This is a genomic window from Exiguobacterium sp. SL-10, from assembly GCF_004337025.1.
Lineage (GTDB): Bacteria > Bacillota > Bacilli > Exiguobacteriales > Exiguobacteriaceae > Exiguobacterium.
Window position 1 is genome coordinate 111,322 of sequence record NZ_SJUP01000005.1, and the last position, 13,363, is coordinate 124,684.

General features: G+C 52.8%; 17 protein-coding genes. 10 read left to right on the forward strand and 7 right to left on the reverse strand.

Annotated features, from left to right (window positions below):
* Window positions 1-10: 10 nt before the first annotated feature.
* The 3 genes from EVJ33_RS07630 to EVJ33_RS07640 form a co-directional block, all read right to left on the reverse strand.
* A complete protein-coding gene (locus tag EVJ33_RS07630) occupies window positions 11-1,471 on the reverse strand; it encodes a UDP-N-acetylmuramoyl-L-alanyl-D-glutamate--2,6-diaminopimelate ligase (RefSeq protein WP_131435957.1) in 1,461 nt (486 codons plus the stop codon).
* Window positions 1,472-1,626: 155 nt separating this feature from the next.
* Window positions 1,627-1,830 (reverse strand): helix-hairpin-helix domain-containing protein, encoded by a 204-nt coding sequence (locus EVJ33_RS07635; RefSeq protein WP_236634565.1) that lies wholly within the window; start codon window positions 1,828-1,830, stop codon window positions 1,627-1,629.
* Entirely contained in the window at window positions 1,823-2,056 is a 234-nt protein-coding gene (locus EVJ33_RS07640; RefSeq protein WP_131435959.1) for a hypothetical protein, read from the reverse strand. The genes EVJ33_RS07635 and EVJ33_RS07640 overlap by 8 nt, the downstream gene beginning before the upstream one ends.
* Before the next feature lie 128 nt (window positions 2,057-2,184).
* Here EVJ33_RS07640 and EVJ33_RS07645 point away from each other — a divergent pair, with 128 nt between their 5' ends.
* The gene (locus EVJ33_RS07645) at window positions 2,185-2,400 is read left to right on the forward strand and encodes a hypothetical protein (RefSeq protein WP_236634566.1); all 216 of its coding nucleotides are present in this window, start codon (window positions 2,185-2,187) and stop codon (window positions 2,398-2,400) included.
* Between the two features lie 165 nt (window positions 2,401-2,565).
* A complete protein-coding gene (locus EVJ33_RS07650; RefSeq protein WP_131435961.1) occupies window positions 2,566-2,838 on the forward strand; it encodes an RNA polymerase sigma factor in 273 nt (90 codons plus the stop codon).
* A 6-nt stretch (window positions 2,839-2,844) separates the two neighbouring features.
* On the opposite strand, the gene EVJ33_RS07655 is transcribed toward EVJ33_RS07650, so the two are convergent.
* A complete protein-coding gene (locus EVJ33_RS07655) occupies window positions 2,845-3,633 on the reverse strand; it encodes an HAD-IIB family hydrolase (RefSeq protein ID WP_161566911.1) in 789 nt (262 codons plus the stop codon).
* Between the two features lie 62 nt (window positions 3,634-3,695).
* Here EVJ33_RS07655 and EVJ33_RS15430 point away from each other — a divergent pair, with 62 nt between their 5' ends.
* The 5 genes from EVJ33_RS15430 to EVJ33_RS07675 all read left to right on the forward strand — a co-directional run bounded on the left by EVJ33_RS15430 (window position 3,696) and on the right by EVJ33_RS07675 (window position 6,528).
* Window positions 3,696-3,947, forward strand: coding sequence for a hypothetical protein (locus EVJ33_RS15430; RefSeq protein WP_161566912.1), 252 nt, complete (start codon window positions 3,696-3,698; stop codon window positions 3,945-3,947).
* A 114-nt stretch (window positions 3,948-4,061) separates the two neighbouring features.
* The gene (locus tag EVJ33_RS07660; RefSeq protein ID WP_131435965.1) at window positions 4,062-4,622 is read left to right on the forward strand and encodes an RNA polymerase sigma factor; all 561 of its coding nucleotides are present in this window, start codon (window positions 4,062-4,064) and stop codon (window positions 4,620-4,622) included.
* Window positions 4,619-5,332, forward strand: a complete 714-nt coding sequence (locus EVJ33_RS07665; protein ID WP_131435967.1) for an anti-sigma factor — start codon at window positions 4,619-4,621, stop codon at window positions 5,330-5,332. Before EVJ33_RS07660 ends, EVJ33_RS07665 begins: the two co-directional genes overlap by 4 nt.
* Window positions 5,333-5,415: 83 nt before the next feature.
* Window positions 5,416-6,327: a Gfo/Idh/MocA family protein gene (locus EVJ33_RS07670; RefSeq protein WP_131435969.1), complete on the forward strand. Its 912-nt coding sequence runs from the start codon at window positions 5,416-5,418 to the stop codon at window positions 6,325-6,327.
* Between the two features lie 15 nt (window positions 6,328-6,342).
* Complete coding sequence (locus EVJ33_RS07675; RefSeq protein WP_131435971.1) at window positions 6,343-6,528, forward strand: hypothetical protein; 186 nt, start codon at window positions 6,343-6,345, stop codon at window positions 6,526-6,528.
* A 37-nt stretch (window positions 6,529-6,565) separates the two neighbouring features.
* Here the strand turns inward: EVJ33_RS07675 and EVJ33_RS07680 are convergent, their stop codons facing one another.
* Window positions 6,566-7,483, reverse strand: coding sequence for a DMT family transporter (locus tag EVJ33_RS07680; RefSeq protein ID WP_131435974.1), 918 nt, complete (start codon window positions 7,481-7,483; stop codon window positions 6,566-6,568).
* 332 nt (window positions 7,484-7,815) lie between these two features.
* On the opposite strand from EVJ33_RS07680, the gene abc-f reads away from it, so the two are divergent.
* Window positions 7,816-9,663 (forward strand): ribosomal protection-like ABC-F family protein, encoded by a 1,848-nt coding sequence (gene abc-f, locus EVJ33_RS07685; protein WP_131435976.1) that lies wholly within the window; start codon window positions 7,816-7,818, stop codon window positions 9,661-9,663.
* Between the two features lie 18 nt (window positions 9,664-9,681).
* Here abc-f and EVJ33_RS15525 read toward each other — a convergent pair whose 3' ends face one another.
* On the reverse strand, window positions 9,682-9,843 hold the full coding sequence (locus EVJ33_RS15525; protein ID WP_201739678.1) for a hypothetical protein: 162 nt from the start codon (window positions 9,841-9,843) through the stop codon (window positions 9,682-9,684).
* Between the two features lie 95 nt (window positions 9,844-9,938).
* On the opposite strand from EVJ33_RS15525, the gene EVJ33_RS07690 reads away from it, so the two are divergent.
* Window positions 9,939-10,271 carry a hypothetical protein gene (locus tag EVJ33_RS07690; protein WP_131435978.1) on the forward strand — a complete coding sequence of 111 codons (333 nt, stop codon included), beginning with the start codon at window positions 9,939-9,941 and terminating at the stop codon, window positions 10,269-10,271.
* A gap of 556 nt (window positions 10,272-10,827) precedes the next feature.
* On the opposite strand, the gene EVJ33_RS07695 is transcribed toward EVJ33_RS07690, so the two are convergent.
* Window positions 10,828-11,685, reverse strand: a complete 858-nt coding sequence (locus EVJ33_RS07695; RefSeq protein ID WP_236634567.1) for an HAD family hydrolase — start codon at window positions 11,683-11,685, stop codon at window positions 10,828-10,830.
* Between the two features lie 162 nt (window positions 11,686-11,847).
* Between EVJ33_RS07695 and EVJ33_RS07700 the strand changes: the two genes are divergently transcribed.
* Window positions 11,848-13,362 (forward strand): glycine betaine uptake BCCT transporter, encoded by a 1,515-nt coding sequence (locus EVJ33_RS07700; RefSeq protein WP_131435980.1) that lies wholly within the window; start codon window positions 11,848-11,850, stop codon window positions 13,360-13,362.
* Window position 13,363 lies beyond the last annotated feature (1 nt).

Below are 13,363 nucleotides of genomic sequence, written 5' to 3' on the forward strand. Positions count from 1 at the left end.
CATCGTTTCGTTAAACAGCCGGTTCTTGGCCTTTGAATTTTTTTAATTCATCGAGCAGAATGTCTGATTCGTTGAACGGAATCGAATCTTGACCGACACGTTCGACGTGGTCATGCCCTTTTCCGACGACGACGATCCGTTTCCCGACAAGCGCTTGTTGCGCAGCGTGGCGCAAGGCGTCGCGCCGTTCCTCAAACGTCACGTATTGCGTGTTCGTATCGACTCCGGCGAGCAATCCGTCGATAATATGCCTCGGATCTTCTGTCCGTACGTCATGTACCGTCACAATTAAATCATCCGAATACCGACTCGCGATGCGACCCATCTCTGCCCGTTTGGTCGGGTCGCGGTCGCCGGCTGCGCTTAAGACGACAACGAGCTCCCGTTCGCCTTGCTGGAGCGTCGACAAACACTTCTCGAGCCCATCAGGTGTGTGGGCGTAGTCGATATAAATCTCGGCATCTTCCGTATCGAGCCGCTCGAGGCGACCCTTTGGAAGCGTGAGTCCCGGCACGTTGGCGATAATCGAGCGCAACATCAACTCCGATGTCGAGACGAGACCGATGGCCGCGGCTAGGTTGGCGGCGTTGAACGCCCCCATGAAACGGACCGGTGCCTCAATCGTCAGTGCGTTCATTTTGACGACTACGGTCTGGCCATGCCAAATAACTTGGATGTCAGCCGGTACGTCAGCATGCGTGCTGTACATGATGCGCCGACGAGTCGGCGCAAAGGCAGCCATCGTCTTACTGGCCGAGTCTTCGGCGTTTAAGATAATGGCGTCCCCGTCTGTTGTCTCGACTTGCTCGAATAGTCGGGCTTTGGCCCGGGCATACTCATCCATTGAGCGATGGTAATCCAAGTGGTCATGCGTCAAGTTCGTGAACGCCGCCGCATGAAAGCGGACGCCTTCGACACGTCCTTCCATCATCGCATGCGAGGAGACCTCGACGACACAGTCGGTCACGCCGGCATCGGCCATTTCAGCCAAAATTCGATGTAAAACGACGGCTTCCGGCGTCGTGTTTGGTGTTTTTAATGTTTGATCTTTGTAACGTGCTCCAATCGTGCTGACAATCCCGACTGGTCGGCCGGACAGACGAAATAAATCATATGTCAACGTCGCGGTCGTCGTCTTCCCATTCGTACCGGTAACACCATAAATGCGCATTCGATGTGAAGGGTGGTCATAAAAGGCACTGGCCACCACGCCGGCAGTCCGCTTCGTGTCCGTGACGACAAGGTTCGGCACCTCAAGGTTAAGCGGGTACTCCGAGATGACAGCAACCGCTCCTTTGGAGACGGCGTCCTCAGCGAATTCATGTCCGTCCACCGTATAACCGCGGATACAGATAAATAAATTCCCTGGACTGACCTTTCTGGAATCTGTCTCAATTCCGGTCACCCATGGATCGCGTTCGATGTCATCCATCTCATTTTCTAGAATGGCGGATAAACGTTTCGTCCTCATGCTGTGTACTTCCTTTCTCATGGGTGTCGCTAGGTTCGCAAACCTTATCGTCATGGTACTAGATATTAGGCTGTAATGGAGATGACAAATATATTACTTCCCTTTTTACGTACAATACAATCGCCCAACCAAAAAATTCCTAGTCCAGGACGGGACTAGGAATGTATTTCGCTGTCATTGAACCGAAGTCCTTGCTCACGCAGGGTGGATTCCAAAACCCGCAACACACTCGGGCCGACACCGTGCAGCGCCGCGATCTCTTGCTTCGAATAAGTGGACAATTGTTCGAGCGTATCGATATAAGCGGCCTTGAGCGCGCGTTCGGCCGGCGCAGACATTTCGGAAGTGGTGTCATCCAATTCCCTCCTCTCGTCCTGAGGCACGTTCGATCGTCGGGAGACAGGCGAGGACACGTTCCATACAAAATGTCCGACGGGCCTTCTTGCGTATATCCCACGCGACAAGTCGATCGCCTTGTAGCTTTATCAGTTTGACGCATCGCTTTGAAATGACCCCGTTTCGATCGATATACATCATTTCTACGACCCGTCCGTTCTGCATCCAACGCATGACTTCTTGCCTCATCCTATCCCCTCCTTTGTTAATCTCAGTATACAGAACGTTTGTTCGTAATTCCAGTCTGGAGGTGTACGTTTGAACGATTTCACGTATGCTAGAAGAAATGAAGGTTTTACGAAAGGGGCACGCCCGTTATGACGTATGTCATGTTGGCCGTTTTGGCCATCGTTTTATTCATCTCCATGATTTTTGCCGCCAAGGCCTTACCAAATTTAAGAAATGTCTTATTCAACCGTGGCAGTCTCTTCGGGACAGACAGTCAAACCGTCACCTGTCCGAACTGTAAGAAGACGTTCAAACGGTCCGGTGGGAACACGCAGACGTGTCCCCACTGTTATACGTCGTTTTAACCACGAAACACCCAATCGACCGCCGAATGCGGAACGTTGGGTGTTTTCGAATGTGCTCGAATTGGAAAGTAATCGTTTACGTTTACCCCATAAGTGAAATAAGAAGATTACGTCATTTGCCCGCAAACCAACCACGAGACCGTCTCATTTCTAAAGGAGTTCACCATGTCATTCATATCCGATCATGATTTATACGCACGCATGTTAAATCGCGACACTTCAGCGCTCGAACTGCTTTACGACCGCTATGAGCGCATCTTATATTCGCTCGCCCTCCGCTTGACGACGCGAGCCGACTTGGCCGAGGCTGTCCTCTCCGAGGTGTTCACCGAGCTTTGGAAGCATCGTCTCCCGCTCGATTTGACGACCCATCGGCTGAAAACGTATTTGTTCGAACGTGTGGAGACCGCAGCGCTACGTCTAATTACGAGCGCTTAAACCCGTCTACCGCACCGCTCGATGTAACACTTCTAGAATCCCATCCGCATACATGCCCTCGGTGACACGACCATGTTCTCGTTTGGCTTCTTCCGTCCCGTTGCCAAGTACATAGCCGTTGCCGACATATCGCAACATCCCTAAATCATTCCCACTGTCACCGAACGCGTAGGCGTACTCGGTCTGAAACGAATATCGGTCACATACATAGTCGACCACAGCAATTTTCCCCGCCCCTTGTGGGATGAAATCAATATCGTAGGCTTCTTCCGGGTCTCCGGCGAGCGGATTGCAGCGACTCACGTTAACCGCAATCCCGATGTCACGGGCGGCTGAACGAATAAGTCCGATCTCAGCTTCACTCTCGCCGAAATAATAATAATTGTGCATCCATTCGGACGTACCGAGATTCGTCTGCGGTTCAATCGTGAGCACCCGCTTCAGTCGTTCGACGGCTTGGTGGACACGGCCCGAAAAATCATGAGGGAATCGTGACGAAAAACTGGTATCGAGCTCAAGTTGCCCAGATGCCGTCACTTGATACAGCTCTGTCCCGAGACTCGCCGCAATCCGATGAGGGACATAACGCATGCCGGCTCGTGTCATTTTTTCTCGAATCGTTTCAAGTGAACTCCCGGTCACCCACATCGTTGACAAGTGTTGTGAATGAGCTTCGAGAAAATTTTCGAGTTGCCGCAACTGTTTCAACTGCTCAGTTGAACACGCGTGTGGGAAATACGTCTCGTCAAAGTCAAAACAGACGAGCGTCCGACCTTCCTTTGTAAATCGTTTCATCGTCATCCTCCTTGTGTCGCCATACCCCTTCTCGTATAGTAAAAGGAGAAAGGACGTGCGACATGAAAAATCGTTTAAGCCGCTATTACTGTCAGTATAGCGGAATCGTGATTGGGTTCGGACTTGTCTTCGCCTTTTTGTTCGGAGTACGGACATATTCATTTTGGCAACAGTGGCTGTCGGGCGGAGTCGCCTTGCTCGCCACAATCCTCACGGCGACGTTCATTAGTTATGTGACGTACCGATTGCTCAGCGCTTTACATTTACGACTGTTCCGCCGTATCGGAGGGATAGCGTCCAGTTGTTCTCGTTAGATGCGGGAAAATCTTGACTGTTCACAAAATAGTCACGTCAAATAGGCATCCATTTCACGGTTTCATCCGTTAGATCAATACAAGGGATTCCCCTTATAGGTAAAGGAGAAAGCCATGACTGATATTGAATTGTACGAGCGTGTCAGGCAAAAAGACAAACAAGCGCTCGAAACACTTTATGACCGCTATGAGCGTATCCTCTACGCTTTCGTCATGCAGTTGACAAAAGATCGTGACCTCGCTGAAGAAGCGATGCAAGAAGTGTTCATCAAACTATGGCGCGGTGGCGGCATATATGATGACTCAAAAGGAAAATTCAAATCGTGGCTGTTCACGATGAGCCGTCATGTCACGATTGACTTGATTCGCAAACGAAAACCTGACCTGCAACTTGATGAGTCCTACGCCGAGGCCATCCCTTCTCCGGCACCGTCCGTCGAGACCGAAGTCGAGTGGCAAGAAGAGCGAACGCAAATCGAGACGGCGATGGCCGAGCTGCCGGTCGAACAACAACAAGTTGTCCGTCTCATGTATTTCCAAGGGCTCAGCCAACAAAAGATCGCTGATGCGTGCGGGATCCCGCTCGGCACCGTAAAAGGAAGGATTCGATTAGCGTTGAAACAGTTACGAAGACATTTATCCCATGATTTGATAGATAAGGAGGTGGAACGATGAACGCCTGTGACCAATTGATTGATTATTTCAACCAGCATTTAACGGAAGACGAACGCCTCCAATTTGAAGCGCATCTCGCGACATGTCCAACATGTCAAGAAGAGCTCGAACAACTAGAAGCCCTCGTCGGCGGCGTCGCGTTCCTCTCTGAACCGGCTGAACCGCCAAGCGGCATGAAGGCACGCATCCTCGACAACGTGTTCGCTGAAGACGATATGGAGAAGGAGTCGAAAGCAGACGAACCGACCCCGATCACACCCTTCACTGCCACGAAGAAGAACCAGAAGACGTCATGGGGCGCGCTCGCTCTCGCCGCCGCACTCATGCTCTCCTTGGTCGGGAACGGTTATCTGTTGTTGAACCAAGATGACCCGAGCGGCATCGCTTTGACCGAGACCGTACCGCTCGAAGGCGACTCGGAAGGCGTGGCTTATCTGGCCGAACAGGACGGCCAGCGCCAGCTCATCGTTCAGACGAACGGACTCGATGCCCTTGAATCGAACGAAGTGTATCAAGTGTGGCTGTTGAAGGACGGCTCCCCGATTCCGACCGGCGCCTTCGTCACGGACGACAAAGGCAACGGGACGGTCATCTATACACTCGACTCGACCGAGTCGGAGACAGACTGGGATACCGTCGCCGTCACGAAAGAACCCGAACGCGGCAACACGGTACCTGAAGGCGAAATGGTGCTCAGTGCCAGCCTATAAGCAAGAACCGAATGACCTGACGCCCCGCGCGTACGTGTCATTCGGTTCTTTTTTCGTTATGATGAAGAAAAGGAGTGGTACACATGCGTCAGCCTAAAATTGGTGTCGTCGGTCTCGGCGGCATTGCTCAGAAAGCGTACTTACCGATTTTAACAAACAGCACATCGTTCGAACTCGTCGGTGCCTACTCCCCGACCGCCTCCAAACGTGAGGCAATCTGTCGGGCCCACCGGATGGAGTCATTTAGGGGACTGCCTGAACTCGCGGCGTCCGTCGACGCGGCGTTCGTCCATAGTTCGACCGACACACATTTCGACGTCGTCTCCTATCTGCTCACCAACGGCATTGATGTGTATGTCGACAAACCGCTCGCCGCGACGATCGAACAGGCGGAACGTCTCGTCGAGCTGGCCGAGCAGACGAACCGGAAGCTCATGGTCGGTTTCAATCGTCGCTTCGCCCCGATGTATCAGCACGTGAAAGAAGCGGCCCCTTTCCACACGCTCGACTTCGTCAAGCATCGCGGGGACGGGTTGCGCGGCCACGACTATCAATTCACGTTGCTCGATGACTATCTGCACGTCGTCGACACGCTCCGGTATCTCAGCGGAAGCGAGTTGCGCTTAGTGACGGGCCAGATCGCGACAACCGAGACAAACGGACTACATTTCGCCCGCCACATCTGGCAAGACGAACACGGACTACATACGACATCGATGCACCGTAAAGCCGGGACGAATCATGAAGGGCTCAGTGCAATCCGGGACGGTCTCCGGTTGACAGTCGACGAGATGGTGACGCTCCAACGTTTCGAGCGCGGCACCCATTCGACGAAGACGTTCGGGTCATGGGACACGCTCTTGACCCAACGCGGGTTCCAAGGTGCGATCGATCACTTCATCACAGCGTTGACCGACGATACCCCAATCGTGACGGACGGTCGCGAGGCGCTCGTTACACAACAACTGGTGACAGATTTGTTCAGCTCACGTTAAAAGGAGGAAAAGCACATGGATTTCTTTTTCTACATGATGGTTATCGTCGTCGTGTCCATCGTCGCGGACAGCTTCAACAAGACACGAAAGGCACGTGTCGAGGAGCTGCGGCTAAAAGTCGAACAAGAAAAACTCGCCATCCAGCGGCTCGAACTCGAGATGAAGCGCGACGAAGACAAACTCGATCATCACGGATTTTGAAAAGACGGTCGTCCCGCATCGGGTCGACCGTCTTCGTTTATAAAATATGACGTGTCTCAGCTTGACGTGTCTCGCGGACCCGCTTTTGCCGACGTTCGGTGAGGGTCGACCAGGTGACGGCGGTGACAATACAGGCGGCACCGATAAAGAAGTTCCGGTCAAGCCGTTCGTTGAGGACGAGCCAGCCGAGGAATCCTCCGACGAGCGGTTGGAAGAAGAAGAATAACGACCCGACGCTCGCATCCATGAGCTCGAGCCCTTTGTTCCAAAAGAAGAACGCGCCGGCTGTCGAGATGATGCCGACGTACAGCACGCTGAGCCAGAGCACCATGGTCATATTCGGCAAACCGGACACGGCCACCTCCATTCCCATGAGTGGTGTCATCAATATGAAAGCGATGCCGATGGCGAACGTTGTGATCGTCAACGACGACAAAGTCGCCGACGCGATTTTGACGTATATCGACATGAGCGCCCACGTGATCGCCGCCCCGACCAAAATCAAGCTCCCGATGAAATACGTCCCTTCGACGTGCCAACCGACGACGACGATGACCCCGATCGTCGCCAAGATGAGCGAACCGATTTTCACCGGTGTCAGCTTCTCTTTCAAAAGCAAACGGGCGAAGAGCACCATGAACGCCGGCGTCGCCGCTGTGACGAGCGAACCCGTATGGGCGTCGGACAGTTTCGTGCCGATGAATTGAAACGAGATTGAGACGACGTAGCCGACGATTCCGATGAGCGCGATCCATTTCCAGTCGCGCCGCCCGATGCGCTCGCGCCCGATTGCAAACCATGTCACGAACAAAACGACAAAAGCGACGGCGTAGCGCATCCAGACGAGCGTGAACGGCTCGATATAGCCGAGCGCATATTTACTGACGACGTACATCCCGCCCCAAATGCTGGCGGCGAGCGTTAAACTGATGGCACCGAGCCATTCCTTGCGCATGGCGTCCCTCCTTCCTGATTCCTAAAACAATACGACACCGGTGCTTGATATTCCTGTTTCCCTAGTTGCCGAACCGACCGAAATCGCTTACACTTACCGTAATGATGTATGGAAAGGAGGGAGAAAGGTGAACTTTGTCGGACGTACGCATTGGTCAACAGAACATTTGTACATTTTGCGTGCGATTTTTCACGATGTCGCATAATCACAGGACCCGTCTGTCCTTTTTTAGACATTGCTGAAAACCGACAAAGCGCCTCTCTCTCTTGCCGAGCGCTTCTGTGCGCTCGGCTTTTTTGATAGATAGGCCTCTACTTTAGGAGGAATCACTCATGTTAATCGAGTTACAACACATCCAAAAACAATTTGGCGGCCACGCGGTCTTGATCGATGCGAATCTTCATGTGAACGCCGGCGAACGAATCGGGCTCGTCGGACGGAACGGGAGCGGCAAGACGACGCTTCTGCGTCTCATCGTCGGCGCCGATTCGCCAGACGAAGGGACGATTTACCGCAAGCAACGGTTACACATCGGCTATTTGGCCCAAATCCCGGCCCACCCCGGTAAGTCCGGTCGAGACGTGCTCTATACCGCGTTCGCTGAGTTGACGCGACTCGGCGACGAAATGCGACGACTCGAGGCAAGTATGGCCTCAAGCGACGACATTGAAGCGTTGCTCGAGACGTACGGCGCCTTGCAGACGCGCTATGAGAACGGCGGCGGGTACGCCATCGATTCGAAAGTGAACGCGATGATTGACGGGCTGCGCCTGATCCGCTTCGTCGACCGACCGTTCGATACGCTCAGCGGCGGCGAACGGACAAAAGTCGGCCTCGCCTTGGCGCTGCTCCAAGAGCCAGAACTCCTCATCTTGGACGAACCGACGAACCATCTCGATTTAGAGGCGATGGCTTGGCTCGAGACGTTTCTGCGTGACAGCCCGTCCACTCTCCTCCTCGTCTCACACGACCGTGTATTTCTTGATGCCGTCGCCACGCGCATCGTCGAATGTGAAGACGGGGAGTTGACGAGTTTTGATGGCAACTACAGCGCCTTCGTCGCCCAAAAAGAAAAGCGGTTGCTCGATCAGTTCCACGCCTATACGGAGCAACAGAAGAAAGTCAAGAAGATGAAGGAAACGATTCGCCAGCTAAGGCAGTGGGCGAACGAAGGCAACCCACCGAACGAAAAGTTTTACCGCCGTGCCAAATCGATGGAGAAAGCGCTCGCCCGAATCGAGACGATCAAAAGACCACGACTCGAGGCCGTCCAACCGGATATTCAGTTCATGGCCCAGGGACGGACCGGTCGCGATGTGTTCGAGGCGACAGATGTGACGGTCACTTACGACCGGATTGTCTTCGAGAACGTCTCGTTCTACGCCGGTCATGGCGAACGCATCGCCATCGTCGGCCCAAACGGGAGCGGCAAGTCGACATTGTTGAAAGTGTTGCTCGGTCGCCTCGAACCAACGACAGGGGAGGTGCGACGAGCAGAGCGAGCCCAAATCGGTTACTTGTCCCAACATATCGACTTTGATGATTCCCATCGGCTCATCGAGGCGTTCCGCGACCGCATCGCCGTCGATGAAGGGAAAGCCCGTCAATTGCTGGCCCAATTCCTCTTCTATGGCGCGAGCGTCTTCAAACCAGTCAAAGATTTGAGCGGCGGCGAGAAGATGCGACTCATGCTCGCCATTCTCATGCACGAGGACATGAACGTGCTCGTGTTAGACGAACCGACGAACCATCTCGACATTGAAGCGCGCGAGGCACTCGAAGACGCGCTCGACCGCTTTACCGGAACGCTCGTCGCCGTCTCGCACGACCGCTATTTCTTGAACAAGCTGTTCCCGATCACGTATTGGCTTGACGGGACAGCCACACGTTTCCCCGGAAATGTGACGTATGCGCTCGAGAAACGCCAACACGAAACGGAAACAATCGTCGCTGTGCCCAACAAGAGGAAGTCGACACAAACGGCCGTGACAGCGATCCATGTTCGAGACACATCAGCGGATGAGGCTCGTCTGGTCGAGCTCGAAGCCGCCCATCAAGCAGTGCGTCACCAAATGAATGAGACGAATGATTTAGAAGCGTTGATGACGTTACAGCAACAAAGCGATACGCTCCAAGCTGAGATCGACACGTTGCTGCACCAACTGCTCGAATCCATATAACGAAAAAACGGCGCCGGCTCAGCGGCGTCGTTTTTGTTCGAACCAAGACTGGACGAGAAAACCCGTCACGCCGAGTGCCATCAAAAAATAGGGAACGACGCGCGGAACAGCACCTGCTTCCCCCATCGTCATCAGAATCAATCCGCTTAAGAACGTCCCGAGCCAATATATTTTCGGCATGTCATCACTCCTTTACTATGTTCGCCTTGTAATTAGTCAGAATATTTCGTAAAATATTCTGAAATTCTTATTTTGTATCGAAAGGAGATGCGCTCATGCCAACACGAAACTGGGAGACGATTCTCCGATCCACTCTCGTCGTCACCATCACGCTTGCCACCTTCCTCTACGTCCGCTACTCGACTGAAATCGAGGAACGCGAACGTGCCTTAGAGCAGTACCTCACCACTCATTATAACATTCCGGCGGACACCTATTCGATTGACGGCAGCCTCTCCTTAAGCGGTTATGTCTATGATTTGACGTTCGAAGACGAGCCCGATGCCGCCTACACGTTTCAAGTCGAACAGGCCGCGGACGGCCATCGTGTAAAGTTCGAACAAGCAGACGGCGAACAGCCAGCCCGGGTCACCACGTTCGCTCCATGAGAAAAAGCGCCACGTATCGTGGCGCTTAACGGTGAGCGTTTCTAGTAGAGCGGACTTTCACCCGACCGAGAAATCTCCCGATCGACCGTCCCATGCAATAGAATGATACGTCTAGAAAATGGATCCGGTTCAGAACGTGATTTCGAGGCGTACGTTCGTCTTAACATCAATCAGGTCCTGTATACATAGATTTCTCCACAACGACCTGGCTACGTTTTTTGACGGATCTGGTTGAAATCCATTATGAACCTCATCATGCCCACCTTTGCTGACACATCGGACTTTCCAGACGTCTCGTCTCCCACACATCCTCTTAGTCTGCCCCTTACCTCTCGAACGAGGTCAGGTGGACGACAGGTTAATCAGGAGGGCAATCTAGTCAGCCGATCTATCTACCTACTTGTCTCTCGTTTCACCGAGCCGGCCTCAGTCAAACAACGATTGAATCTTCGTTTCATCCGTTGCCCCCTTTCAGCTCAACACGTGAATGAGGACTACACTTATACATTAACCGTTTTACGTGTCGTCGAATCCCTGTTCACCATTTCTCCAAAATTCAGTTGTCGATATAATGGTCGAGTGCATAAGCGACCCCGTCGTCCTCTACATCTTTCGTGATATGGGTGCTGATGTCTTTCAACGGATCGACCGCATTGCCCATCGCGATTCTCGTTTCTGCCACTTCGAACATCGAGATGTCATTCAAATTATCGCCGATGGCCACGATGTCTGATTGCGAAATACCGTGATGCTCCGCCAACTGCGTCAAGGCCATACCCTTACTCGCGTTCGGATGCCCAATTTCGATTTTCGTCCATCCGGCCGTCGTGATCAAAATATCGGTCCGAGGTTCATACAGCTTCCGAAGCTCGTGCAACTTACGTCGGTCGAACGAATAAACGAACACTTTGTACACTTCGTCGGCCTCGAAGTCGATTTCCTCGATCGCATCAACGTACGTCAATCCATACTGCTCGTTTTGAATTTCAATCTCTCGCTCGCCCCACTCCCGCGTGAACGATTGATCGTGTGGTAACACCTCATCCAATTCGCCCTTCAACAAATCGGTGCCCGAACGGAGCACTTTCACCCCGGCGTTCGTATAAAATTCAACATACGCCCCGTGCTCATGGGCCACGTCCCATAACTCCTGTACGACGTCTTTCGGGAGCGCGTGATAATAAATCCGTTCATTTTCATAAAACGCGATGGCTCCGTTCCCAGAAAGAATCGGACACGTCAAGTCGCTCCGTTTCAACAACTCTTCGATATCGTGAATCGAGCGTCCTGACGAGATGGCGACCAAGTCACCTTTTGCTTGGCGACGTCGAATCGCCTCTTGGTTTGCTTCTGTGATGATACCTGTTCGAGACAATAGCGTCCCGTCTAAATCGATGGCAATCAATTTCATCATTCCAATCTCCTTTCAAGCTCGTCTCATCATCCCATTCCCCGAATTCATGCATCTCAACGCAAAGAAGATACCCTTCTGGCATATAGGCGTTTTCCTTTCACGCAAATAGGGAAATATTTATTAGCTCTAAATAATAATTTGTGCGTCTGGAAAGGAGTCCTCATGAACACTTCACCTGAAAAACCACGCTTGAATCGCGTGTTCTACATTTCGGCGAGTCTCATCGCTCTCCTCGTCCTTTTCGGTGCGATTCGACCGACGTTGTTCGCGACGATTGCCGGAAACATCTTCAACTTCACAACCCGATCGTTCGGTTGGTTTTATTTACTTGCCGTCTTTTTGTTCGTCGTCTTCCTCATCTTTCTCGCGTTCAGCAAGTATGGGAAGATTCGACTCGGGAAAGACCAGGACCGTCCACAGTATCCGTTCTTCACTTGGATCGGGATGCTATTTTCCGCTGGCTTCGGGGTCGGGCTCGTCTTTTGGGGTGTTGCCGAACCGATGAGTCATTTCATCACCCCTCCATATGCGGATACGACCGAGCTGACCGTCGAAGGGGCTCGATTGGCCATGGCGTATTCGTTCTTCCATTGGGGGGTCAGCCAATGGTCCGTCTTCGCCATCGTCGGCTTGATTATCGCGTATTTCCAATTCCGCCGAAACGCGGACGGTCTCATCTCGACGAGTCTCTCTCCGCTCATCAAAGACCGACCTTACAAACAGCCGCTCAATCAAACGATTGATATTTTAGCCGTCATTGCGACCGTCATGGGTGTCGCCACGTCACTCGGTCTCGGTGTGCTCCAAATCAACGGCGGATTGAACAGTGTCTTCGGGTTGCCGAACACGGCACTCGTCCAAGTGTTGATTATCGTCGTCCTGACCGTCTTGTTTTTGACATCGACAACGACCGGTCTCGACCGCGGCATCAAATGGCTCAGTAACATCAATCTCGGGACCGCGCTCGTGTTGATGGTGTTCGTGTTTTTCGCCGGACCGACCATCTTTATTTTAGAGACGTTCACGCTCGGATTAGGGGATTACTTACAGAACTTTATCCGCTATAGTCTCCGCCTGCAACCATACCAGCAAGGGACGTGGGTGCGTGATTGGACCATCTTCTACTGGGCATGGGCCATCGCCTGGTCGCCGTTTGTCGGTGCGTTCGTCGCTCGCGTCTCACGTGGTCGAACAATTCGTGAGTTCATCGTCGGCGTTCTCATCGTGCCGCCATTGATCGCGCTCTTGTGGATTGCCGTGTTCGGTGGAACGGCCCTCCACCTCGACTTATTCGAAGGGACATCGATCGCACAAGCTGTCGACGCAGATGTGACGAGCGCTTTATTCGTCACGTTCGCCGAACTGCCGTTTAGCTTCATTTTATCCGTCCTGTCGATTCTGTTGATTCTCACCTTCCTGATTACGTCGGCCGATTCGGCGACGTACATCATCAGCAGTATGACAACGAACGGAAGTTTGAACCCGCCGCTCAGCGTCCGGATTGTCTGGGGAATCTTGCTCGGTGGGATCGCCGCCGTTCTACTGATTGCGAGTGGGCTCGAAGGGTTGCAGACAGCCTCGCTCATCTCCGCCCTCCCGTTCACCGTCATCCTCATCTTGATGGTGTACACGTTGTTCAGCCTGTTACGAAAAGAGAACGTCCGTAAAATCAAATAAG